Below are 24,488 nucleotides of genomic sequence, written 5' to 3'. Positions count from 1 at the left end.
GGCGGGCGGCGCGGGTCAGGCGTCCCGGTGCTCGGGGAAGGCGTCGATCGTCACGCGGTGCATACGGCGGCGCTCGGTGTAGTCGGCCACCGCGTAGTGCTGGGTGCTGCGGTTGTCCCAGAAGGCCAGGGTGCCGGGGCGCCAGGTGAGCCGGACCTGGTACTCGGGCGAGCGGATGTGGTCGACCAGGTACGGCAGCAGGGCCTCGTTCTCCCGGTCGGACAGCTGCACCAGCCGGGTGGTCGAGGCCCGGTTGACGAACAACGCCCTTCGCCCGGTCTCCGCGTGCACCCGCACCACCGGGCGCTCGATCGGCGGCCACCTGGCCTGCACCTCGGCCAGGTCGAAGTCGTGGCCCTTGGCGATGGCCTTCCTCATGGAGGCGGTGATGTCGTGCACGGCGGTGAGTTCCTCGCACAGCCGCCGGACGGGCGGCGAGAGGGTCTCGTAGGCCAGTTGGGCGTCGGCCCAGAGGGTGTCGCCGCCGACGCCGGGCAGCCGCACACAGCGCAGCAGCGAGCCCATGGGCGGGACCGGCTCGAAGGTGCTGTCGCTGTGCCACTCGTCGCCGCCCTCGCCCTTGGGGTCGGTCTGATCGAGGACGTGGACGGCGCCGTCCCCCGCTTTCTTGAACGCGGGGTGGTTGACCGTGCCGAAGTTCTCCGCGAACCGGATGTGCTCCTCGTCGGTGATGTGCTGGTCGCGGAAGAACAGGACCTTGTACTCCAGCCAGCCCCGGCGGATCCGTGCGACCTCGTCCTCCGCCAGCGGCCCGCGAAGGTCGACGCCGCTCACCTCGGCACCGATGTTCCTGGTCACGGGCCTGAACTCGATCATGATCGGATGCCCCTCCGTCGGCGGTCGCGTGCCGGGTGGGAAGGCCGGGCCCGTCTCGCCCCGGCCCCTCCGCCGAGCGTAGCCCGGCCAGCCGAATCAAACAATCGCTTGGTTGAACAGTCGTGGAGGCGGCCGGGCCGGGGAGCGCGGGACGGTTCATGTTCCACGCCGTGGTTGGATGCACTCACTATGGACGTCACCACCTGGTACCTCGAACAGACCTCGCACTCGGACTTGATCGCCGCCAAGTCGCCGTCGATGGAGGTCGACATCGTGCGCGCCGAGGTGCCATCACCCGAGTTCGGCCGCTTCCTGTACACGGCCGTCGGCGGCGACTGGAGCTGGACCGAACGGCTGCCCTGGACATGGCGGGAGTGGGCCGACTGGCTGGACGGCGTCGAGACGTGGGTGGCCTACCATCGCGGCACCCCGGCGGGCTACGTCGAGCTCGCCCTCCAGGAGGACGCCACGGTGGAGATCACCTATTTCGGCCTCCTGCCGTGGGCGACCGGCAAGGGCGTCGGCGGGCACCTGCTGGAGGTCGGCACGGCCCGCGCCTGGGACATCGCCGAACGCCGGCCGGAGCGCGAGCCGACCCGGCGGGTGTGGTTGCACACCTGCTCCCTGGACGGCCCCGCCGCCCTGGCGAACTACCGGGCGCGCGGCTTCCGCGTCTACGACACCAGACTCAACGTCCCCGGCGACGAGTACGAGGGCGACCCTCCGGGGCCGTGGCCCGGCGCCGGTCCGCGCACACGCGGCGGCTCCGGCGCCGTGGATTCCGAATAGCCCTCGCGGACAGCACCGGAAGGCCGGGAAGTGTCGGGCGGGCTGGGTATGGTATCGGTCTCGGCACGATGCCCGGTCAGCCCTTCACCGGCCACCCGCCACCCGCCCCGGCCCAGGGCTCTCCCAGCGAGCCGACGGCCACTGACACACCACGAAGACAGAAGGAGGATGCGCTCCCCCTCGGCCTGACGGCCGAGGCGTCCGCGCAGGAAATCAGATGGCTCGACGGACGACCACACCCCCGACCGACGAGGGCTTCGAGGAGCGGATCGTCGACATCGACGTTTCCACCGAGATGCGCACCAGCTTCCTCGAATACGCATACTCGGTGATCTATCAGCGTGCGCTGCCCGACGCCCGGGACGGCCTCAAGCCGGTCCAGCGCCGCATCCTCTACTCGATGAGCGAGATGGGCCTGCGGCCCGACCGGGGTCACGTCAAGTCGTCGCGGGTCGTCGGCGACGTGATGGGCAAGCTGCACCCCCACGGCGACACCGCCATCTACGACGCGCTGGTCCGCATGGCCCAGCCGTTCTCGATGCGCCTGCCGCTGATCGACGGGCACGGCAACTTCGGCTCCCCCGACGACCTGCCCGCCGCGATGCGTTACACCGAGGCCCGCCTGGCCTCGGCGGCCATGGCGATGGTGCAGTCGATCGACGAGGACACGGTCGATTTCAAACCCAACTACGACGGCCAGGAGACCGAGCCCACGGTCATGCCGTCGGCCTTCCCGAACCTGCTGGTCAACGGCGCCACCGGCATCGCGGTCGGCATGGCCACCAACATGGCGCCGCACAACCTGGTCGAGGTCGTCGCGGCCGCCCGCCACCTCATCAAGAAGCCCGACGCGACCCTTGACGACCTGATGCGGTTCATCCCGGGGCCCGACCTGCCGACCGGCGGCACGATCATCGGCCTCGACGGCGTCCGCGACGCGTACGCCAAGGGCCGCGGCACCTTCCGGATGCGCGCCAGGTGCAGTATCGAGCAGGTCAGCCCGCGCCGCAAGGGCATCGTCGTCACCGAGCTCCCGTTCAACGTCGGCCCCGAGCGCGTGGTGACCAAGATCAAGGAGCTGGTCACCGCCAAGAAGCTCCAGGGCATCTCCGACCTCAAGGACCTCAGCGACCGCCACAAGGGCCTCAACCTGGTCATCGAGATCAAGAACGGCTTCATCCCCGAGGCCGTGCTGGAGGAGCTCTACCGGCTCACGCCGATGGAGGAGAGTTTCGGCATCAACAACGTCGCGCTGGTCGACGGCCAGCCGCGCACGCTGGGGCTGCGCGAGCTCCTCCAGGTCTACGTCGACCACCGTATCGACGTGGTCCGCCGCCGCTCCGAGCACCGCCGGCGCAAGCGCCAGGAACGCCTGCACCTCGTCGAGGGCCTCATCGTCGCCCTGCTGAACATCGACGAGGTCATCCAGGTCATCCGCTCCTCCGACGACTCCGCCCAGGCCCGCGAGCGCCTGACGCAGGTCTTCGAGCTGACCGACACCCAGGCCCACTACATCCTCGACACCCCGCTGCGCCGCCTGACCCGCTACGACAAGTTGGAACTGGAGAGCGAGGGGCAGACCCTACGCGACGAGATCGCCGAGCTGACCGAGATCCTGTCCTCCGACACCAAGCTCCGCAAGGTCGTCTCCGACGAGCTCGCCCAGGTCTCCAAGACCTTCGGCACGCCTCGCCGCACGGTGCTGCTGGAGTCCTCCGGTGTCACCCGGAACACCTCGGTCCCGCTCGAGGTCGCCGACGACCCCTGCATGGTGCTGTACTCCTCGACCGGCCTGCTGGCCCGCACCGCCGACGCCTCCCCGCTGCCCGCGGAGGGTGACCGCTCGGCCCACGACGTGCTGGTCTCCGCCGTCAGGAGCACTGTGCGGGGCGAGATCGGCGTGGTCACCAACCAGGGACGCATGATCCGCATCCAGGTGGTCGACCTTCCGACGCTGCCGCCCACGGCCAACCCGCCGTCACTGTCCGGCGGCCACCACGTCTCGGAGTACGTCGCCTTCAACCCCGGCGAGACGGTCGTCGGCATCGGCTCGCTCGACCCCGACGGGCCCGGTCTGGCACTCGGCACGGCGCAGGGCGTGGTCAAGCGGGTCGTCCCCGACTACCCGGCCAACCGCGACGACTTCGAGGTGATCGGCCTCAAGGAGGGCGACACCGTGGTCGGGGCCGTGGAGCTGACGAGCGAGGAGCACGACCTGGTCTTCATCACCTCCGACGCCCAGCTGCTGCGCTACCCGGCCTCGGTGGTCCGCCCACAGGGCCGCCCTGCGGGCGGCATGGCCGGTGTCCGGCTCGACAACGGCGCCTCGGTGATCTGGTTCGGCGTGGTCGACCCGTCCCGCGAGTCACGTGTGGTGACGATCGCGGGCTCCTCCACAGCGCTTCCCGGCACCCAGACCGGCGGGGCCAAGGTCTCCGACTTCGCCGAGTACCCGCCGAAGGGTCGTGGCACCGGCGGCGTCCGCGTCCAGCGGTTCCTCAAGGGCGAAGACGTGCTGCTGCTCGCCTGGGCCGGGCCGGCCCCGGCCCGCGCGGTCTCGACGGTCGGCAAGCCCGTGCCACTGCCGGAGGAACTCGGCCGACGCGACGGCTCCGGTGTCCGGCTCACCCACAGTGTCGGCGCGGTGGGCGGCGCCATCGGGGCGGGCCCGGCGCCGGCCACCGGGCTCACGGACGGCACAGCCGACACAGCCGACGCCTCCGCCGAAGAGTGACGGAAGGCATGTGATCACGCGCAGGGCCCGCCGACCGGCGGGGCCCTGCCCTTCCCGTGAAGCCTCCCGCGCTGTCGCTCTTGCCGTGAAGCCTCCCGCGCTCCGTGAAGCCTCCCGGGCTGTCGCTCTTCCCGTGAGCCTCCTGCGCGCTCGCGCCGTCGCGCCTTCCATGGTCTCCCGCGCGCTCGCGCCGCTCGCGGCCCCTTCGCTCCGGGATTCTCTCTGGCCCTTGACGCACCCCGCGGGCCCCGCATGTGCCCCGGGCCGTCGCGAAGGGCACGCACTGCGGGCCGAGGGTCACCGCCGAGGAGGCCGTCGGCAGAAAAGCCCGCAGAGCGCTCAGGACGGCCTGTCGACGCAGAGGCAGAACGGATGCCCGGCGGGGTCGAGATAGACCCGGAAGGCGTCGTCCTGGCTCGGCTGGTGGGCGTGCTTGATCCCGCCGAGCGCGAGCACGCTCGCCTCAGCCGCGTCCAGATCGTCCACCGTCAGGTCGAGGTGGAACTGCTGGGCCCGCTCCGCGCCGGGCCACTCCGGTGGCCGGTAGCCGGGCACCAGCTGGAAGCAGAGCCGCTCCGGCTCGCCGTCGGTGACCACCACCCACTCGGGCTCGACACTGGTGATCTGCCAGCCCAGCAGAGCGCTGTAGAAGTCGGCCAGCTGCTTGGGATCGGGACAGTCGACAACGACCGATCTCATTCGTGCGATTGCCATGCTTCCTCCCCGTTTGACACCAGTGAAAATATTATGCCGGTGTTACGGGAACCTCAAGGGAGCCGACACCGATGGGCCGTGACCGCCGGCCGCCCCGGCCGACCGCCTCACCGCCCCTGCCGACCATCTGGCGTCCCGGCCCGCTACCCACGTCCCGGCCAGTCATTCACCGTCCCGGCCCGCCATCCCAGCCAGCCGTCCCGGCCCCCGCCACCCACCGTCCCAACCCCCGCCACCCACCGTCCCGGCCGCCTCACCGTCACGCCGGAGCCTCCTGGAGCGCGAACCGGATCGACGCCAGGAGTTGCCGGGGCTCTCCCGCCTCCCAGAAACGGACGACCATGGCCACCTCACTCGTCGGCCGAAACCCGTCGCGCCCGTACGGGCCGAAACAGCCGGCCTCGACGAGAGCGAGCAGCACCGGGTCGTCCTCCTCCAACGCCCGCGTGTAGACGGCCGCGTCGAGCAGGGCCAGCGCGGAGCGCGCGTTGCGTCCCCCGTCTCTCGCCTCGACCCGGTCGAGCTTCCACCTGCCCTGGTCGCGGAGGTATTCGGCCAGCGACTCACTCCTGCTCATGACCCTCCCCACACTTCCACACCTTACGTCACGACATCATCACGCATCGTGATGGACGGTTGTGGGATCTTCACCGGGTCGCCGCGCAACAAGGACCCCGAAACCTTCGCGAAACGGGCATGAAGCATGATTGAGCCGCCGATTCCACCGACTGAGGGGACTTGACGTGACCGCATTCGACGACCTGCTGTCCGCCAACGAGGAGTTCTCCGCCACGTTCTCGGACGCCGAGCTGACCGGCAGAGCCGCGCGTGGCCTCGCCGTGGTCACCTGCATGGACTCACGGATCGACCCCCTGGGTGTCTTCGACCTAAAGCCTGGAGACGCCAAGATCCTGCGCAACGCCGGCGCCAGGGTCACCGACGACGTACTGCGTACGCTCGTACTGGCGGTCTATCTGCTGGGAGTCGAGCGGGTGCTGGTCATGCCGCACACGGACTGCGGCATGACCAAGGTGACCGACGACGACGTGCACGCGATCGCCGCCGAACGCGGGGTCGACACCCGCAGCCTGGACTTCCACACCGTCCCCGATCAGGGTGCGGCGCTGCGCCACGACCTCACCAAGATCACTACCAGCCCGTTCCTTCCGGCGGGCATGCCGGTCGGCGGCGTCATCTACGACGTGCGGACCGGGAAACTGATCCCGATCGAGCTGTGAGATCCGCGCCGGGGCGCCTCGCGGGCCACAGCCGCGACGCTCCGGCGCCAGGACCGCCCGCCCCGGGGCTCGGAGCGGGCGGATCCGATGCTCGGAGTGAACGGCTCCGGCGCCGAGAACGGTTGCCCGCCCCCGGGTCGGCCGCTCCGGCGCCTCCGGCGCCCGGCGGGCGGCCGGGCGCCGTCAGGCGTCGATGTGGTCGCGGTCGACCTCGGCCGCGTTGCCCACGATGAACTCCCGCCGCGGGGCCACGTCGCTGCCCATCAGGAGGGCGAAGATCTGCTCGGCCGCCTCGGCGTCCTCGATCCGGACCCGGCGCAGGGTACGGTGACGGGGCTCCATGGTCGTCTCGGCCAGCTGGTCGGCGTCCATCTCGCCGAGACCCTTGTACCGCTGGACCGGGTCCTTCCAGCGCTTGCCGCGACGCTGCAGGTCCGCCAGGACCTTGTGCAGCTCGGCGTCGGAGTAGCAGTAGACGTACTTGCTCTGGCCACGGCCGGGATTGGTGATCTCGATCCGGTGCAGCGGCGGGACCGCCGCGAAGACCCGGCCCGCCTCGATCATCGGGCGCATGTAGCGGTGGAACAGGGTCAGCAGGAGGCAGCGGATGTGCGCGCCGTCGACGTCGGCGTCGGCCATCAGGATGACCTTGCCGTAACGGGCGGCCCCGATGTCGAAGGAGCGGCCGGAGCCCGCCCCGATGACCTGGATGATCGCGGCGCACTCGGCGTTCTTCAGCATGTCGGCGACGGACGCCTTCTGCACGTTCAGGATCTTGCCGCGGATCGGCAGCAGCGCCTGGAACTCCGAGTCGCGGGCCGCGCGGGCCGTGCCCAGCGCGGAGTCGCCCTCGACGATGAACAGCTCGCTGCGGTCGACCTCGTCGCTGCGGCAGTCGACCAGCTTGGCGGGGAGCGCCGAGTTCTCCAACGCGGTCTTGCGGCGCTGGTTGTCACGGTGCTCACGGGCGGCGATGCGGGCCTTGGCCGCAGCGGCGATCTTCTCCAGCACCGCGCGAAGCTGCTGCTTGGCCGCACGTGACGCGTTGGTGAAGATCTCCTTCAGCTCACGCGAGACGACGTGGGCGACGATCCTGGACGCCGCGGAGGTGCCCAGCACCTCCTTGGTCTGCCCCTCGAACTGCGGCTCGGGCACCCGGACCGTGACGACCGCGGTGAGCCCCTCCACGATGTCCTCGCGGGTGACCGGGGCGTCGCCGTTTTTGAGCAGGCGGGTCTCACGGAGCTGCTCGTTGAGCGTGCGGACCAGGGCACGCTCGAAGCCGTTGACGTGGGTGCCGCCCTTGGGGGTGGCGATGACGTTGACGAAGGAGCGGACGGTGGAGTCGTAACCCTTGCCCCATCGCAGCGCCACGTCGACGGTGAGCTCGCGCTGGACCTCGGTGGGGATCATGTGCCCCTGGTCGTCGAGGACCGGCACGGTCTCGTGGAAGTGACCCACGCCCTGCAGGCGCAGCACCTCGCAGACGGGCTCGTCGCGGGCGAGGAACTCGGTGAACTCCGAGATGCCGCCGTCGAAGCGGAACTCCTCCTCGGTGACCTCCTCGCCGCGGCTGTCACGCACGGCCAGGGTCAGGCCGGGGACCAGGAACGCGGTCTGGCGCAGGCGCACGTGGATCTCGTCGAGGGAGACCTCCGCGTCGGGCAGGAAGATCTGGTGATCGATCCAGAAGCGGACACGGGTGCCGGTCACCCCGGGGGCGACGGCGCCGCCGTCGCGCAGGCCCGACTTCTTCTTGAACTTGGCCTTGGGGCCCTCGCCGTCGAAGACGCCGGGGACCCCGCGGCGGAAGCTGATCTCGTGGACCTTGCCGTCACGGTCGACCTCGACGTCCAGCCGCGCGGAGAGGGCGTTGACCACCGAGGCGCCGACGCCGTGCAGGCCGCCGGAGGCGCTGTAGGAGCCGCCACCGAACTTGCCGCCCGCGTGGAGCTTCGTGTAGACGAGCTCGACACCCGGCAGGCCGCTCTTGGGCTCGATGTCGACGGGGATGCCACGGCCGTTGTCGCGGACCTCGATGGAGCCGTCGGCGTGGAGCTCGACCTCGATGCGGTTGCAGTAACCCGCCAGGGCCTCGTCGACCCCGTTGTCGACGATCTCCCAGAGGCAGTGCATGAGACCGCGACTGTCGGTTGACCCGATGTACATGCCGGGGCGCTTGCGAACGGCTTCGAGGCCCTCCAGCACCGACAGGTGGCGGGCCGTATAACCAGTCTCCGCCCTAACTGCGGTCACTCCCACTCCCACTCCTATCGAACACGTGTGCGCAGCTTACCGTCCTTCCCGCTGCGGCGGGTACCAGCTTGCCATCGGTGGACATCAGCGTTACCTCTGACAGCTTGATCGTTACTTTCGGCCACTTTCCGCTCTGGGCGTAGCAGGGGGTCGGTTGGGAACGTTCGAATCGGGTTAGATGTTCTCTCAAGTGACTGACGCCAGATCCTCTACCTCAGGGGATGACCTGAAAGGCGATACGTGACTGGAACCCTCGCCCCCGCCAAGCAGCTGACGCCCGCGGACCGCTGTGACCGGTGCGGCGCCCAGGCCTACATCCGCGCGACCCTGCCCGTCGGTGGGGAGCTGCTGTTCTGCGCCCACCACGGGCGGCAGCACGTGGCCGTGCTGAGAGACAAGGGTGCCCACATCCAGGACGAGTCGGCACGTCTCAGCGACACCCCTGCGAGCGCCCGCAACGACGAAAGGTAACCCGACGGTGGGGTCACCGGACCCGGTAGTGATAGCGGCCCGCGACGGCGAAACCCTGTCGCTCGTAGAGCGACCTGGCCACAGCGTTCGACTCCACCACGACCATATATGCCCGTCGCGTGCCCTGCCTGCGCGCATGTGAGAGCAGGGCACGCAGAACCCTCCCACCGAGGCCGGAGCGCCGCGCGTGCGGAACGACGGCCATGCAGTAGACACCGAACCACTCACCCTGCACCACACCCCGCCCGACGGCCTGCCCGTCGAGCGAGGCGTACGTGGCGGGCACGCCGGTGAGGATCCGCGCCGCGGTCGCCAGGCCGTCGTCGCCGAACCTGCCGTCCACGCTCCACCAGGCGTCGAGCCATGCCTGGGAGGGGGCCTCAGCGAGCTCGACACCCTCGTCCTCCGCCGCCGTACCGTGGTCCAGCGGGGCCGTCATCACCAGCGTGGGGTCGACCACGCGGTAGCCCCGCGCCTCCAGCGCCGCGTCCAGGCCGGACGGGGCGCCGCCGCCGACGGAGAAGACGCATGGCAGACCCCGGTCGGCGTAGAACTCCTCGGCCTCACCGATGGCCGCCGCCAGGTCCGCACGCTCGCCCAGCGGAAGCACGGAGTTGGCCCGCTTGGTCACCCCGGCTGCGGCGCGCAGGGACCAGCCCCCGGCGTCCACCCGCTCGATCGCCGGCCACGCCCGGTCGACGAGCCGGTCGAAGACCTCGTTCGCCATGTTCAAGAATCCTTAATCTCCGGTCGCCGCACTACGCTCGGCGACTGTGCTGATTCTGCTGCCCCCATCCGAGGGAAAGGCCGCGCGGGGTGACGGCCCTGCTCTCGATCTGACCCGCCTGAGCTTCCCGTCCCTGAATCCGTCCCGGGAGGCCGTCCTCACCGCACTCGGCGCGCTCTGTGAAGGCCCCGGCGCGCAGGCGGTGCTCGGACTGTCGCCGGGGCAGCTCGGCGAGATCGACAGGAACCGCGTCCTGCGGGCGGCACCCACCCTGCCGGCCGGCGAGCTCTACACGGGCGTGCTCTACCACAACCTCGGCCTGTCCTCGCTGCCGGCTGAGGCCGCCGCACGGGCGGCGGAGAGCCTGGTGATCTTCTCGGGGCTGTGGGGCCTGCTCCGCATCACCGACCGCGTGCCGCCGTACCGGCTGTCGATGGCGGTGCGGTTGCCGCCGCTGGGCGGGCTGGGCGTCTTCTGGCGAAGGTCCGTCACATCGGTGCTGGACGCCGAACCGGGCCTGGTGGTCGACCTGCGCTCGGGCACCTACGGCGCGGCCTGGCGGCCCGGCGTCCGAGCCGTGGCCGTGCGCGTGCTCAAAGACGGCAAGGTGGTCAGCCACATGGCCAAAGCCACCCGTGGCACGGTCGCCCGTCGCCTGCTGGAGAGCGGCGCGAACCCGCGGAGCCCCGAGGAACTCCTCAAGGTCCTGGCCGACCACGGCCATATCGTCACTCTGGGTGATCGTCCTCGCGACGGGAAACCGTGGACCCTGAATATCGAGGCGTGATTTTTGTCACATGTTCCGGATTCGGTGGTGTCCGGCCGCCGGAGCGGACCTGGACCGCTCGACCCGGCCACCCGCCGGGCCCGAACTGCCGCGACCGTGTCAACGCCGCCGGAGGACCCTCGCCCGATGGGTGGGGCCCTCCGGCGGGGAATCAGTCGAGGTAGTCGCGCAGGACCTGCGAGCGGGAGGGGTGACGGAGCTTGGACATGGTCTTGGACTCGATCTGCCGGATGCGCTCACGCGTCACCCCGTAGACCTTGCCGATCTCGTCCAGAGTCTTCGGCTGGCCGTCGGTCAGGCCGAAACGCATGGAGACCACACCCGCCTCACGCTCGGACAGAGTGTCCAGCACCGAGTGGAGCTGCTCCTGCAGGAGCGTGAAGCTGACCGCGTCGGCGGGAACGATCGCCTCGGAGTCTTCGATGAGGTCACCGAACTCGCTGTCGCCCTCCTCACCCAGGGGGGTGTGCAGGGAGATCGGCTCGCGGCCGTACTTCTGGACCTCGACGACCTTCTCGGGGGTCATGTCGAGCTCGCGGGCCAGCTCCTCCGGGGTGGGCTCGCGGCCCAGGTCCTGGAGCATCTGGCGCTGGACACGGGCCAGCTTGTTGATCACTTCGACCATGTGGACCGGGATGCGGATGGTCCGCGCCTGGTCGGCCATGGCGCGGGTGATCGCCTGCCGGATCCACCACGTGGCGTAGGTGGAGAACTTGTAGCCCTTGGTGTAGTCGAACTTCTCCACCGCGCGGATCAGACCGAGGTTGCCCTCCTGGATGAGGTCCAGGAAGAGCATGCCGCGGCCGGTGTAACGCTTGGCCAGCGAGACCACGAGGCGGAGGTTGGCCTCCAGCAGGTGGTTCTTGGCCCGGCGCCCGTCTTCGGCGATCCACTCCAGCTCGGCGCGGACGTCGACCGGGAGTCTCTCACCGTCGGCACCGAGCTGTTCCTCGGCGAACAGACCGGCCTCGATGCGCTTGGCCAGCTCGACCTCCTGCTCGGCGTTGAGCAGGGGGACCTTTCCGATCTGCTTGAGGTAGTCCTTGACCGGGTCGGCGGTGGCGCCCGCGGCGGCGACCTGCGGCACCGGAGCGTCGTCGTCGTCGTCGGAAAGGATCAGGACCTCGTCCTCGTTGACCTCGACGGCCTCGGCCTTGGGCTCCTCCTCGACCTCGATCTCGGCGTCGGGCTCCACCTCGACCTCGACGTCGACCTCGACGGATTCCAGATCGAAGTCCTCGATCTCGACGTCCTCAAGGTCGATGTCCTCGTCGTCCTCGGCGGCGACGGCCGACTTCGGCTTGGGCTCGGCGGCGGGAACGGGTGCGGCGGCCTCCGGCCCGGCCTTCTTCGGCGGGGCGGGGACCGGCTTCTTGGCGGCCGGTGCGGCCTTCTTCGCCGGAGCGGCCGGCTTGCCCGCGGCGGGTGCCGGCTTCTTCGCGGCGGGCTGCGGCTCGGACCCGCCGACGACCGCGGTGACGGTCTCCGGCTGTTCCTTGGCCGCGGCGGCGGTCTTGGTCTTCCTGACGGTGGCGGGAGCGGCGGGGGTGGTGCGGCGCTTGGCAGAAGTGCGGGACTTCTTCGGGGCCGCGGAGTCCTCAGCGGTCAGCCGTACGGTGATGCCCTCTTTGCTGAGGCTACGCAGGATCCCAGCGACCTGCGCCATCGGAATGTCCGCTTCCTCGACGGCCTTGCGGACATCCTCGGACTCGAGGAACCCCTGCGAGCGTCCCCGCTCCATCAGCTGCTGAATGACGGGCTCGTTCAGCTCGGATGGCTTCGAGCGAGTCGAACTTGCAGGCGACACGAACACCTCTCGAAGGAAAGCGTGACGAGAATGGACCCAGATGCCCAACTAGGGGCGGTTACCTCTAGTTGTGATTAGCGAGGCCGCGCGGACCGCGACGTACCTGCCCAGCATTGTGACATGACACCGTGATCCATACGGCCGCCTCCTGGCGGTTGCCCTCCACCCTAGGCCGACCAAGAGAGTAGTGCGTACGGAAGCGAGGCACCGATACCCGAAAGCAACCGTTATGACTGTTTCATTCAGTCACTCTTCGTGGTGGCGGGCACGTGAATCGCGAGCACTGTGACGTCGTCGTCCTGCTCATATCCAGACAGCATGCGGTCTACCAGAAAATCTAGCAACATATGCGGACTTGCCACCACCTCAGGTGGCGCTTCGGTCACAACAGAGCAAAGATCCGCGAGTCCGGCGTCCAGCCCGCGCTTCCGGTTCTCCACCAGACCGTCCGAGTACAGCACGGCTGTGTGGCCCGGCGGGACGCAGAACCTGAACTGCCTGCGGCTGGTCGGCCAGCCGAGCGGGGTGCCCGGCTCGCCCTCCACCAGCAGCGGAACGCCCTGCGGCGAGACCAGCAGCGGCGGCGGGTGGCCCGCGAGCGCCAGCGTGCCCTCACCGGTGCCGGGCTCGACCACCATGTAGGCCAGAGTCGTGACCTGCTCCTCCTCCTCGGTGGCCTCGAAGACCCGGTCGAGACCGCTGAGGACCGCCGCGGGAGGCGGGTTCGTCAGCGCCAGGGCCCGCATGGCGTTGCGGATGCGGCCCATCCCGGCCGCGGCCTTGACACCCTTGCCCATGACGTCGCCGACCACCGCTGCGACCCGGCCGTCCTGGAGCACGAAGGCGTCGTACCAGTCGCCGCCGACCTGCACGTGACGGCTGCCGGAGCGGAACCGCTGGGCGAGCACCAGGCCGCGGACCACCGGCAGGCGGTCGGGGAGCAGGCTGCGCTGGAGCGTCTCGGCGGTGCGGTGCTCACGCTCGAACAGCGTGGCCCGCTCCACGGCGAGAGCGCACTGCCCGGCGAGCGCCTCCAGGAACACCCCGTCTTCTTGGGAGATCTTCTGCGGCCGGGTGAAGGAGAAGCGCAGCGCGCCGAGCGCGCGCCCGGCGGCCAGCAGCGGCAGGCCCACCCAGGCCCGCTCGTCGCTGTGGGCGAGGAAACCGGCGATGCTCCCTTCGTCGCCTCCGGCGTCGACCAGCTGGGAGCGCAGGCTCTCCGGCGATTCGGCGAAGACCGGGCGCCGGCTGTTGACGGCCATGGTCATCACGCTGGAGTGCGACAGCGGGATCTCCTCCCCGGGTGCGCCGGGGACGTCGGGGATCCCGCCGTTGTTGACGAGTTTGAGCGCGGCCCGGTCGACGTCGAGCAGCGCCACGGCCGACCGGTCCGCGGCCAGCGCCGTGCGGCCCACGTCAATGATCACCTGGACGACCTGCTCGACCGTGAGCGCCTCGGCGAGCATCGCGGTGGCGCCCTGCAGGCGGGCGGTGCGCAGGGCAGCCGCGCCGAGCTGGTCGGTCAGGCGGCCGCGCATCTCCTCGGCCTCGCGCTGCGGGGTGACGTCGGTGTTGGCGCCCACCCACTCCACCACCCGCCCGTGCCGGATGATCGGCACGGCGCGCACCTCGAAATGGCGATAACCGCTGGCCCGGGTGCGGACCCGGTAGTTCCACTCGAACATCGTCCGGCCGCGCAGGGCCTCGCGCCAGGCCTCCTCGGTGTGCGGGCGGTCGTCCGGGTGGACGGCCTCCAGCCAGCCGTGGGCGAGATACTCCTCCAGCCCCTGGCCGGTGATGGCCCGCCACTGCGGCGCGTCCTCGACGACGGCGCCGTTGGGTGCGGTGATCCACACGAGCTGGGACTGCGCCTCGACCAGCGAGCGGTAACGCTCCTCGCTGCGCCGCAGGTCCTCCTCGATCTGCTTGCTCTCGGTGACGTCGACCCCGATCAGGCAGATCGCGCGCAGGGTGTTGTCGTCGTCGCGGACCGGGGAGAACGTCAGCGACCAGTGGCGGGTCCGGCCGTCCTCGGTGCGCACGCGGATCCGCTGGTCGCCCTCGATCTCGGTCTCCTCGGCGAGGCCGCGGACGCAGCTCTCGATGAGCGCGGTGAGATCGGCGGAGAGCACCTCGCCGGGCGCCCGGCCCGTCAGCTGCTCGGCGGGCAGGCCGACCAGGCCGGCGAAGACGTCGTCGACCCGCTGGAAACGACCGGCGGGGTCGAAGAACGCGAAGGCGAACGGCGACTGCGACAGCAGGCCCTGCAACAGGCCGGAGTCTGAGATGTCCACACCCGACTCCCGGGGACGGGGCACGGAGGTTTCGGCGCTCACTGTCGGCACCTCCGTCGCGTGCCAGGGTCTCCCACGAGGCACATCTCCAAACTTGCGAATTGGCGTAACGCGGCTCCGGGGGACCGGATCCTGCAGTACATCATCGGCGATGGGCGGGCACGGACGGAAGCCCCGCCCAGGATGCGGTCCGCCCGTCCCACGAACATCCCCGGTCCTGCGGCCGTAATCCGCACGGCGTCCGCCCGAACCGGCCCGCGCGAGCGCCGACCGGCGTGGCGCCTTCGAACGTTCGCGGCCAGGACCCTAGCAGGATCGGGCCGGACCGTCCGGGCAACCGCGCACCTCGCCCTCACCGGGGCCGCGGACGGGATCGGGGTGCGACTCCGCCACCCGCCGGGTCTCCCCCTCGACCACACCCGCCGACCCCCGAGTTGAAGATTTCAGTCAAGACACGGGATCAGCTTTCCATATCACAAGCTCGAGGGTTGACACTCACGAGATAAGTTGTGAAATGAAAACGCACATCCCCGCCGACCACCCGGGGAATGCCCCCCGGATAGACCGGAGGAATGCGACATCCATGCCGACTCTCGCCACCAGCCGGCTCACCGGCACGCCGACGTCGTTCCACGAGCCCGTGAGCGCTCGCCTGGCCGATGAGTTCCTGACCGTCTCGGTCGACACCGTGGACAGATGCGTCACGGAGGTGTGGGCCTGTGCCGAGCACCTCGGCATCGAGGCGACGCCCGAGGTCGTCGAGCGTGTCGCCCGCGAGCACCTGCTCGCCCTGGTGAACTCCGCGCCGCCGCCCCGGGGTCCCCGGTAACATCGGGAACACCCGGCCGTCTTCCGCGCACCGTTTGGCCCGGGAATGCGAGAAGGTTGGGGCGTGAGCGAGCGAAGCGAGCGGGCCAATCAGCGCGCCGGAACCGGCCGCGGCGGGCTCACGCATCGGCCCGGGGAGGCTGAGACCGCGTGACCCGGCGATATCGTCGAGACCCCCGGGAGAGCCAGTCTCCCGACGCGGTCTTCTCCGAGATGCTGGTCGCCGCCCGCGAGCTGCTGGCCGTGCGCAGCCCCCTCGACGCCGAGCTCATGGTCTCCGACATGGTCGGGGCCTGGTGGGGGCGCCGCCTGCGGCGCGGGGACGCCGAGCAGGTCCTCGGCGAAGGCCTGGTCGACTACGCGGCCAAGGCGGGCTCCCCCGCGGCGCTCACCCTGCTGATCGCGCTGGCCTACCTGGGCACCGCCCGCCAGGCCGCCAAGGCGGAGGGGGCGGCGCTGGCCCTGATGGAGCGCGGCGTGGCCAGGCCCCTGTGGGCGGAGCGCCTGGGCGCGGTCAAGCCGACCGGCTGCTACGTCTCCCGTGACGCCTACGGCGACCAGGACACCGTGGTGTGCACCTTCGCCTACCGGGGTTCCGGCGGCGGCGAGGACCGTCACGCCCTGGTCGTGATCGTCGACTACAACATGCGGGGCATCGCCCGCGACGCCTGGGTCTCCTCGCACGTCGACAAGCTGCTGGAGCAGGTCAGGGCCGAGGCCGAGGGCAACCGGATGCTCATGTTCGGCGAGATCGAGCCGCAGCAGGCCAGGGCGTTGCTGGAGTCGGCGATGAAGGCCACCGTGGAGTACGGCCACCGCCGGACCGCGGCCCCGGTCAGCGACAGTTACAGCGCCTACCACGCCTTCGCCAGGGCCCGGATCAAGGCGTTGCCCCCCGGCCGCAAACGCCCCGCCCCGTTGCACAGCGAGGCCCCCTACAGCCGCGACCGCCGGGCGATGCTGGCCGCCGAGTTCCTCGCCTCGGACGCGGCCGAGCACCTGTCGGACCCGTCGGCCGCCTCCCGCTGCGCCGACCACATCATCGACTACGGGTGTGACCAGGATTTCGGCCGCCCGCTGCGGGTAAGTCCGACCAAGTGCGAGACGTTCCTCCTCGACTGGCTGCCGCGCAAGGTGATGCTCACCACCGCCGAGCAGGAGGCCGTGCCGCACGTGCTGGGTGCCTGGGCGCGCTTCGCCGCGGGCCGGACCGGGTTGCCGGAGGAGGGGCTGCGCGCCACGCTCGACGCGATCTGGGAGGCGACGGGCAAGTTCGCCGAGGCGTACCGCGACCCGACGTCCTTCGGGATCGACCGCGTCCTGCTCGACCGGCTGCTGCCGGACGGCGACCTGTCGGCGCTGGCCAGGCGGGTGTTCGCGTTCCCCTTCCTGGAGGGCACGCACGGCGAGATCAACCTCGACCTGCTCGACCCGGCCGACGACGCCGACCGGCGGATCCTGCTGGGCATCGACCACGGCCACGAGCTCAGGCGGCCCGACTACGACGAGCACCTGGCCTGGCACGGGGAGATCGCCGGGCGGCTCTGGGACGGCGACCCGCCGCAGCTGTGGGAGGCCGCACAACGGCTGCTGGACCTCGGCCACGACCGGCACGACGTGCTGCACGTGCTGATCGAGATCATCGAGCGGATCGGCGACGACCCGGAGGAACTCGCCATCGCCCTCGACGACATCGCGGACATTCCCGACGAGCCTCCGGTGTAGGTGAGCCATGGTGATCGATCTCAACGCCGACCTGGGCGAGGGTTTCGGCGTCTGGCGGCTGGGTGACGACGAGGCCCTGCTCGACGTGGTCACCAGCGCCAACATCGCCTGCGGGTTCCACGCGGGCGACCCGCTGACCATCCGCCGCACGTGCGCGGCGGCGGTCGACCGGGGCGTGACGATCGGCGCCCAGGTGTCCTACCGCGACCTGGTCGGGTTCGGCCGCCGCGAGATGGACGTCGAGCCGGAGGAGCTCTGCGCCGAGGTGCTGTACCAGCTGGGGGCGGTCGACGGCATCGCCAGGGCGATGGGCGGCGCGGTCTCCTACGTCAAGCCGCACGGCGCGTTGTACAACCGGATCTGCCGCGACCCCGAGCAGGCCGAGGCGGTCGTGGCCGCGGTCGCCGACTACGATCGCGCACTGCCGGTGCTTACCCTGTCCGGCTCGGTCGTCCACGAGATCGCCGCCCGCGAGGGGGTCACCACCGTCGTCGAGGCCTTCGCCGACCGCGCCTACACCGGCGCGGGCACCCTGCTCTCCCGGCGTTTCCCCGACGCGGTGCTGCACGACCCCGGCACGGTGGCCGCCCGGGCCGTGCGCATGGCGACCGAGCGGCTGGTCGACGCGGTCGACGGCACCCGGGTCACCGTGGACGCGCGCTCGATCTGCGTGCACGGCGACACACCGGACGCCGTGGCGCTGGCACGGGCCGTGCGCGAGGGCCTGATCGCCGCCGGGGTGACCCTGAAGGCGTTCGCTTGACCCTGCGGCGGGCGGGAGAGCACGGACTGCTGGTGGAGACCGGTTCGCTGGAGGTCTCGCACCGGTTGGACGCCCTGTTGCGGGCGGACCGCCCCGCCGGTGTGGTGGAGATCGTGCCCGGCCCGGCGACCGTGCTCGTCACCATGCTCGTCACCATGCCTGGCGCCGACCTGCCGCCGCTGCGCGCGCTGCTGTCCCGGCTGCTGGACGAGGCGCGTCACGGTGACGCGGGCGGCGGGGCGGCGGCCCGGACCGTGACCGTCCCGGTGATCTACGACGGTGCGGACCTCGGGGACGTCGCCGCTCTGTGCGGCCTGTCCACCGGCGAGGTGGTGGCGCGGCACACAGGGCGAGAACTGGTGGTGGGCTGGCTGGGCTTCTCGCCCGGGTTCGCCTACCTCACCGGACTGGACCCGGCGCTGCACGTGCCGCGGCTGGACACCCCCCGCACCTCGGTGCCCGCCGGCGCCGTCGCGGTCGCCGGCCCCTACTCCGCGGTCTACCCCACGCCCTCCCCCGGCGGGTGGCGGCTGCTCGGCCGCTCCCCCATGACGGTCTGGGACACGAGCGCCGACCCGCCGGCCCTGCTCACTCCGGGCACCCGGGTGCGTTTCCGGGCGGTCACCGGGCCATGATCGAGGTGATCGCGCCGGGGCCTTACGCCACCGTCCAGGACCTCGGCCGACCCGGATACGCCCACCTCGGGGTGCCACGTTCCGGTGCGGCGGACACGCCCAGTCTGCGGCTGGCCAACCGGCTGGTGGGCAACCCGGAGGGCGTCGCCGGGGTGGAACTGACCTTCGGCGGGGCCAGGCTGCGCTTCACCGCCGGCGCCTGGGTGGCCGTCACCGGAGCCGCCTGCCGGGTGACGCTCGCCCGGACCGGCGGAACGGACGCGGGGGCAGACCCGGGTACGGGTGCGGGTACGGGTGCCGGCGTGGGTGCGCCGGGAATGTACGCGCCGTTCTGGGTGCCCGCGGGCGGCGAGCTGCGGATGGGGACTCCCTCGTCCGGGCTGCGCACCTACCTGGCGGTCCGGGGTGGCGTCGACGTGCCCGCCACCATGGGCAGCCGGTCGACCGACTCGCTCTCCGGGCTGGGTCCCGCTCCGCTCCGCGCCGGCTCCAGGCTCCCGGTGGGCCCCACCGGGGCGCTGCCGCCGATCACGGTGGACGCCGCCCCGCAGCCGGCACCCGTCCCGGACGTCCCGTCTGTCCTGCGTGTCCTGCCGGGGCCCCGGGACGACTGGTTCGCCCCGGGTGCCCTCGCGGTGCTGTGCGGCGGGCCGTACGAGGTCGGCCAGGACAGCAACCGGGTAGGCGTACGGCTGAGTGGCGCCGCCCTGGAGCGGGCCCGGCCGGGGGAGCTTCCCAGCGAGGGCATGGTGGCCGGGGCCGTCCAGGTGCCGCCCGGCGGTCAGCCGATCGTCTTCCTCGCCGACCATCCACCGACCGGGGGCTACCCGGTCATCGCCGTTCTGACCTCAGCCTCCCTGGCCGGAGCCGCCCAGCTCCGCCCTGGAGACCGGGTCCGCTTCCGCCTCTGACGCCTCCTCGCGACCCGGGGGACGCCACAGCCCACGGGCGGCCTCACGCACCGGCGAGCTCGTCGACCGCGGCGCGCAGGTCGGCGCTGGTGATGGTGGTCAGATCGTCGGCCGTGGCGGCGCCGCTCAGGGCGGCCAGGCGGACGTCCCTTCGCATCGCGGCGCGCTCGAACAGCGAGCGTGCGAAACGGCCGTTGCCGAGCCCGTCGATCAGGCCTTCCCGGCAGACCCAGGTGAAGACCTCGATCAGATCGCGCCGGGCGGCGTCGTCGAACCGGTCGCCCGAGCCCTCGGCGAGCAGCACGGCGATGTCGGCGAGCTCCTGCGGGGTGTAGGAGGGGAACAGCACCCGCTGGTTGAACCGGCTGGACAGGCCGGGGTTGGAGGACAGGAAGGAGGACATCTCCTTCTCGTACCCGGCCAGGATGATCACGAGCCGGTCGCGGTCGTCCTCGGCGCGCTTGAGCAGGGTCTGCACGGCCTCGGCGCCGAAGGCGTCACCGCCCGTGTAACCCGGGTTGATCAGGCTGTACGCCTCATCGACGAACAGCACCCCGCCGAGCGCCCGGTCGACCAGCTCGTTCGTCTTGATCGCGGTGGCCCCGAGGTGCTGGCCGACCAGGTCGGCCCGCTGGGCCTCCACCACGTGCGGCTGGGAGAGCAGGCCCAGCGCGGCGAAGATGCGGCCCACGATGCGGGCCACGGTGGTCTTGCCGGTACCGGGCGGCCCGGCGAAGACGAAGTGCCGCATCTGCGGCGGAGTGGGCAGGCCGCGTTCCTGGCGCATCTTCGCCACGCGCAGCTGGGCGGCGATCGCGTGCACCTGGCGTTTCACGGGTTCCAGACCGGCCATCCGGTCCAGGTCGGCGAGTGCCTCCTCCAGGGACGGCGCCTCCTGGTAGCCGCGGTAGCGGGCGGTGAGCTCGTCGAACGCCTTGACGACGTCATGCTCGACCGTCGTCACCAGGTCGTCGGTGGTGGGCGAACCGCCCGCCCCGACCACCCGGACGTCTCTGGCCTGGGCCGCGGCCTCCACCAGGCTGCGGACGAACCGGGCGTTCCCCAGCTCGTCGACCAGCGCGCGCCGGTGGATGTCGTCGTACCTGGCCAGCAGCGCCGACCTGGCGTCACCGGTCATCCGGTCGCCGCGCCGCAGCTGCAGCAGCTCGGTGATCTCCAGCAGCTCCTGCGGGGCGTAACCGGGGAAGTTCACCCGGGTGGAGAACCGGCTGGACAGGCCGGGGTTGGAGGACAGGAAGGAGGACATCTCCTTCTCGTACCCGGCCAATATGACGATCAGCCGATCACGGTCGTCCTCGGCGCGTTTGAGCAGGGTCTGCACGGCCTCGGCGCCGAACCGGTCGGGCTGTCCGTCGCCGGAGTTGATCAGGCTGTACGCCTCGTCGACGAACAGCACCCCGCCGAGCGCCCGGTCGACCAGCTCGTTCGTCTTGATCGCGGTGGCTCCGAGGAACTCGCCCACCAGATCGGCCCGCTGGGCCTCCACCACGTAGGGGGTCTCCAGCAGGCCGAACGCGTAGAAGATCTTCGCGACGGTTCTGGCGACGCTGGTCTTGCCGGTGCCGGGCGGGCCGACGAAGACGAAATGGCGCATGGGCGGCTCGGTGGCGTACCCCGCCTCCCTGCGCAGCCTCGCCGCCTCGATCGAGGCGGCGATCGAGCGGACCTGCTCCTTCACCGGCTCCAGGCCGATCATCGCCTCCAGCTCGCCGAGCGCCTCCTCCACCGTGATCGGCGGCGGCCCGGCGTGTTCGCCGGGCCCCGCGGCCGGAACGGCGTGGCCGCCCTCGCGGACCCTGTGCCCGGCCTGCCGCTGCTCCCCCGCGACCACCGCCGCCCGCACCCGCCGCGCCTGGAGGAACCGGTGGACGAGCACGGCGGCGGCCGCGGCGTACGCGGTCCAGATGGCGACGGCGGGCCCCAGGACGCCGAGGAGCGTGCCGAGCACGGCGGCCACCAGGCCCGCCGGGGCCAGCGCCATGACGGTGGTCAGCCAGGGGGGGACCCAGCGGATGAGGTGGGCGGCCCCGCCCACCAGGGGGCCCAGGAACATCAGGGCGGTGATGACCGGCGAGCTCCAGCCGTATCCGTCCCGCATGAGCGTGAGCATCGCGAGCCAGGCGAACACCACCAGCACGGTGGCGGCGGCCCGCGGGAAGCGCAGGGTCAGCACCGCGAAGGAGAGCAGCGTCAGGGTGACGAAGAACGCGGCGAGCGGCGACCAGCCCATCCCGAACGCCAGCCCGACCGCCGCGACCAGCACCCCGGCGTAGATCAGTCTGCGCAGGGGCGGAGCGAGCCGGAAGTATCCCAGCCGCACCTGCTCGAACAGATCCCGTGCCGCCGCGCGCCCCGCCGGCCGGGCCCTGCCGGATTCCCGCATCACGCCTCCCCGGTCCGCCCCCCGGTTATACCGCACCGGAAGGCCGATTGCGCGTGCCTGAGCGTCGCGCCACGCCGCCCCGCGGCCACGATCCGATATGTGGATGAGGACGGATGAACATCACCATCCGGGCGGCGATTTCCGGTCCGGTGTCGCGCCGGGCGCCTCCCGGCACCGCCACCCTGCCCCGCGACGGGGGCCGGGCGACGGCCGGGCAGAGGAATGTCACCAACCGGCAAGCTCGCCCCCCGGCAGGCCCTGCTCCGGCGGCCTTCCGGCCCCGCCCTCCGGCGCACCCGAAGCCCTGCCCTCCGGAGCCGCACCCCCGGGCCCCGCCCTGTCGCTTCCTCGATGCCGCCCGTCAGGGCCGGAGAGAGCGGCCCCGGTGGACGTGGGGCCGGTCACCCACCACGACCTGCTTGGGGGTGACCCGCAGCAGGCCGGTCTCGGTGTCGCCGACGGCGACGCCCCGCACCTCGGCCCGGAAGGGGCGGCCCAGCGGGCCGGTGACGAACACCGCCACTCTCGGGTCGTGCTCGGCGGCCTCCCACGCCTCGGGGGCGGCGGCCAGGCGCAGTTCGCCACTCGGGGTGACCGAACTGACGGCGCCGACGGCCAGCGCGCGCGGTCCGGCAGGGCCGAGGCAGGCGAGCACCACGTCCCGCCCGCGGGTGAAGGCCGCGCGCACCTCCGCGCCGAGCTCCACCGGCGGCCCCACGTCACCCGGCAGGTGGCTCCCGCGGCTCTCGCACATCACCAAGGACGCGCGCCACGGCCCCGGCACCCCCCGCCACCAGGCCCGTGCCGACCTGCCGGCGAACACCGCCACCGGGCCGCCGAGCAACACGGCCCCGGCCCACCAGGGACCGTCCCCGGCGGACGGAAGCGTCCCCGACGTGGAGACGACGGCCGACGCGCCGAGCAGGAGCGCCGACACGACGGACAGGGCGAACGCCGCGGCCAGCCCACGGTCCTCGGCCAGTGCCCCGGCGGTCAGGGAGGCCGCCCCGTCCAGGCCGCGGAGGCGGACGAGCGTCCAGCCGAGGGCGAGCGGCGCGACCAGCGCGGCCAGCGCCCAGCGCCGGTCGTCCAGGACCGGCGCGACGCACGCGACCACCGTGGGCACGGACCAGATCCGGCCCGCCAACAGCCAGAGCGCGACGCCGGCGTCGCGCCGGGCCGTACGGTCACCGCGGGCGGCGGCGAAGTGGGCCAACGCCCGCACCGGCCGTCCGAGCCATGCCTCGGCCACCACCCGCAGCACGAGCACGGCGAGACCGTTGAGGAGCACGAGAGCGGCGAGAGCGGCCCAGAGCCCGCCCCGTCGGTCGGGCGCCGGGCCGGTGAGGGACGGCAGGATCAGCGGAAGCCCTGCGGGAAGGGTCGCGATCGCCGCGACGTACGCGGCCACCGAGACCAGGGTGATCGACACCGAGACGGCGAGCCACAGGTCCCGGGCGAGCATGCCGGGCACGTACGGCCAGAGCCTGACCCGGTGCGCCCGCCGCAGGGTGATCACCAGGACGGCCGCGAGCACCAGCCAGCCGCCGGTCTTCACCGCGGCGGCCGGCCCGGGGCCGGAAGCCGTCGCGCAGACCGCGACCAGCGCCACGGCCAGCAGGAGACGGATCTGCCGGGACCACGTCTCCAGGGCACGCCTGGTCCGGCCGGTCTCCTGCGGATCGACCGGCCATGCGGGGTCGTGGTGGCCGCGCGGGCGCCTCCAGCGCAGCGCGGCCAGGCCGAGGTTGACCCGGGCGCCGGGATGGTCCGGCATGCGGCGCAGCGCGTCACGGTAGGCGGCCTCCGCGCGGCGGTGCTCACCGCGCAGCAACTCCAGGTCTCCGAGGAGGACGTGCGGCTCCGGCTCCTCCGGTGCGTAGCGGACGGCCCTGACCGCCTGGGCCCACGACTCGCGCCAGCGGCCCGGCACCCGGCGCAGCGCCGCCCCCAGGCGCATCCGCGCGGCCCAGGACCCGGGCGCCAGCCGCACCGCTTCTTCGGCGGCGGCCACGGCCTCGGCGTCCCGGCCGAGCCGCTCGAAGGCGAGGCTGGCCAGACGGTAGCTCCAGTCGGCCCCGGACTCGGCCCGCGGGTCGAGGTCCATCGCCGTACGCGCGGCCTCCAGCGCGGCCTCCGGCTGGTCACGGCCGAGCCGGGCGGCGGCGACCGCGCACCAGTCCCGTGGGGAGACCGGGTCGCGGGGAGGGTCGTCCGCGTCCTCCCCGGCATGTGAGGGCCGCCGGAGCCCGTTCGATACGCGGCCGGACTCCCGGAGATCGTCCCGGTCGTCCCGGGTGCCCCGATCGCTCCGGGTGCCCCGGTCGTCCTGGCCATCCTGGCCATCCTGGTCGTCCTGGTCGTCCCGATCCTTCCGGTCGTCCTGGTCGTCCTGGTCGTCCCGGTGCCGGACCCGTCCGGGATCCGGCCCGCCGGACCCGTTCACCGCCGCGGCTCACGGACCGCGCGCTGACTTCTCACGACCGCCATGCTGGGTGCGAACTGACCGATTTGCCTAGGCGACGGTACAGGGCTGTAGCTCTCTAGAGAGGTCGCGGACACCGGTCG

The 24,488-nt window shown here is 71.7% G+C and carries 19 protein-coding genes; 10 read left to right on the top strand and 9 right to left on the bottom strand.

Annotated features, from left to right (window positions below):
• Positions 1-15: 15 nt before the first annotated feature.
• Positions 16-837, bottom strand: a complete 822-nt coding sequence (locus F4562_RS26115; protein WP_184544433.1) for a TauD/TfdA dioxygenase family protein — start codon at positions 835-837, stop codon at positions 16-18.
• 189 nt (positions 838-1,026) lie between these two features.
• On the opposite strand from F4562_RS26115, the gene F4562_RS26110 reads away from it, so the two are divergent.
• Together F4562_RS26110 and F4562_RS26105 are read left to right on the top strand one after the other, a co-directional pair.
• The gene (locus F4562_RS26110) at positions 1,027-1,626 is read left to right on the top strand and encodes a GNAT family N-acetyltransferase (RefSeq protein WP_184544431.1); all 600 of its coding nucleotides are present in this window, start codon (positions 1,027-1,029) and stop codon (positions 1,624-1,626) included.
• A gap of 217 nt (positions 1,627-1,843) precedes the next feature.
• Positions 1,844-4,360, top strand: a complete 2,517-nt coding sequence (locus F4562_RS26105; protein ID WP_246473567.1) for a DNA gyrase/topoisomerase IV subunit A — start codon at positions 1,844-1,846, stop codon at positions 4,358-4,360.
• A 339-nt stretch (positions 4,361-4,699) separates the two neighbouring features.
• Here the strand turns inward: F4562_RS26105 and F4562_RS26100 are convergent, their stop codons facing one another.
• Both F4562_RS26100 and F4562_RS26095 read right to left on the bottom strand, forming a co-directional pair.
• Positions 4,700-5,059: a VOC family protein gene (locus F4562_RS26100; RefSeq protein WP_246473566.1), complete on the bottom strand. Its 360-nt coding sequence runs from the start codon at positions 5,057-5,059 to the stop codon at positions 4,700-4,702.
• Between the two features lie 274 nt (positions 5,060-5,333).
• A complete protein-coding gene (locus F4562_RS26095) occupies positions 5,334-5,651 on the bottom strand; it encodes a hypothetical protein (protein ID WP_184544428.1) in 318 nt (105 codons plus the stop codon).
• Positions 5,652-5,817: 166 nt separating this feature from the next.
• Between F4562_RS26095 and F4562_RS26090 the strand changes: the two genes are divergently transcribed.
• Positions 5,818-6,312 carry a beta-class carbonic anhydrase gene (locus F4562_RS26090; protein WP_184544426.1) on the top strand — a complete coding sequence of 165 codons (495 nt, stop codon included), beginning with the start codon at positions 5,818-5,820 and terminating at the stop codon, positions 6,310-6,312.
• Positions 6,313-6,495: 183 nt separating this feature from the next.
• Here the strand turns inward: F4562_RS26090 and F4562_RS26085 are convergent, their stop codons facing one another.
• Positions 6,496-8,568 (bottom strand): DNA gyrase/topoisomerase IV subunit B, encoded by a 2,073-nt coding sequence (locus tag F4562_RS26085; protein WP_184544425.1) that lies wholly within the window; start codon positions 8,566-8,568, stop codon positions 6,496-6,498.
• 240 nt (positions 8,569-8,808) lie between these two features.
• On the opposite strand from F4562_RS26085, the gene F4562_RS26080 reads away from it, so the two are divergent.
• A complete protein-coding gene (locus tag F4562_RS26080) occupies positions 8,809-9,039 on the top strand; it encodes a DUF7455 domain-containing protein (RefSeq protein ID WP_184544424.1) in 231 nt (76 codons plus the stop codon).
• A gap of 13 nt (positions 9,040-9,052) precedes the next feature.
• Here the strand turns inward: F4562_RS26080 and F4562_RS26075 are convergent, their stop codons facing one another.
• Entirely contained in the window at positions 9,053-9,766 is a 714-nt protein-coding gene (locus F4562_RS26075; RefSeq protein ID WP_184544423.1) for a GNAT family N-acetyltransferase, read from the bottom strand.
• 46 nt (positions 9,767-9,812) lie between these two features.
• Here F4562_RS26075 and F4562_RS26070 point away from each other — a divergent pair, with 46 nt between their 5' ends.
• Entirely contained in the window at positions 9,813-10,553 is a 741-nt protein-coding gene (locus F4562_RS26070; protein WP_184544422.1) for a YaaA family protein, read from the top strand.
• A 151-nt stretch (positions 10,554-10,704) separates the two neighbouring features.
• Here the strand turns inward: F4562_RS26070 and F4562_RS26065 are convergent, their stop codons facing one another.
• Both F4562_RS26065 and F4562_RS26060 read right to left on the bottom strand, forming a co-directional pair.
• On the bottom strand, positions 10,705-12,360 hold the full coding sequence (locus F4562_RS26065; RefSeq protein WP_184544421.1) for an RNA polymerase sigma factor: 1,656 nt from the start codon (positions 12,358-12,360) through the stop codon (positions 10,705-10,707).
• A 242-nt stretch (positions 12,361-12,602) separates the two neighbouring features.
• Positions 12,603-14,654, bottom strand: coding sequence for a SpoIIE family protein phosphatase (locus tag F4562_RS26060; RefSeq protein ID WP_375782485.1), 2,052 nt, complete (start codon positions 14,652-14,654; stop codon positions 12,603-12,605).
• Positions 14,655-15,237: 583 nt separating this feature from the next.
• Here F4562_RS26060 and F4562_RS26055 point away from each other — a divergent pair.
• The 5 genes from F4562_RS26055 to F4562_RS26035 all read left to right on the top strand — a co-directional run bounded on the left by F4562_RS26055 (position 15,238) and on the right by F4562_RS26035 (position 19,516).
• Positions 15,238-15,483, top strand: a complete 246-nt coding sequence (locus F4562_RS26055; RefSeq protein WP_184544419.1) for a hypothetical protein — start codon at positions 15,238-15,240, stop codon at positions 15,481-15,483.
• A 212-nt stretch (positions 15,484-15,695) separates the two neighbouring features.
• Positions 15,696-17,207 (top strand): hypothetical protein, encoded by a 1,512-nt coding sequence (locus tag F4562_RS26050; RefSeq protein WP_184544658.1) that lies wholly within the window; start codon positions 15,696-15,698, stop codon positions 17,205-17,207.
• 7 nt (positions 17,208-17,214) lie between these two features.
• Positions 17,215-17,970, top strand: coding sequence for a LamB/YcsF family protein (locus F4562_RS26045; RefSeq protein ID WP_184544418.1), 756 nt, complete (start codon positions 17,215-17,217; stop codon positions 17,968-17,970).
• A complete protein-coding gene (locus F4562_RS26040) occupies positions 17,967-18,605 on the top strand; it encodes a 5-oxoprolinase subunit B family protein (protein ID WP_184544416.1) in 639 nt (212 codons plus the stop codon). Before F4562_RS26045 ends, F4562_RS26040 begins: the two co-directional genes overlap by 4 nt.
• Positions 18,602-19,516 carry a 5-oxoprolinase subunit C family protein gene (locus tag F4562_RS26035; RefSeq protein WP_184544414.1) on the top strand — a complete coding sequence of 305 codons (915 nt, stop codon included), beginning with the start codon at positions 18,602-18,604 and terminating at the stop codon, positions 19,514-19,516. The genes F4562_RS26040 and F4562_RS26035 overlap by 4 nt, the downstream gene beginning before the upstream one ends.
• A gap of 43 nt (positions 19,517-19,559) precedes the next feature.
• Here the strand turns inward: F4562_RS26035 and F4562_RS26030 are convergent, their stop codons facing one another.
• Positions 19,560-21,920: an AAA family ATPase gene (locus F4562_RS26030; protein ID WP_184544412.1), complete on the bottom strand. Its 2,361-nt coding sequence runs from the start codon at positions 21,918-21,920 to the stop codon at positions 19,560-19,562.
• A gap of 361 nt (positions 21,921-22,281) precedes the next feature.
• Positions 22,282-24,366 carry a tetratricopeptide repeat protein gene (locus F4562_RS26025; protein ID WP_184544410.1) on the bottom strand — a complete coding sequence of 695 codons (2,085 nt, stop codon included), beginning with the start codon at positions 24,364-24,366 and terminating at the stop codon, positions 22,282-22,284.
• Positions 24,367-24,488 lie beyond the last annotated feature (122 nt).

It is taken from the genome of Streptosporangium becharense (assembly GCF_014204985.1).
GTDB classification, from domain to species: Bacteria; Actinomycetota; Actinomycetes; order Streptosporangiales; family Streptosporangiaceae; genus Streptosporangium; species Streptosporangium becharense.
Note: the sequence above shows the minus strand (reverse complement) of the source record. Positions and strands in the feature narration are given on the sequence as shown.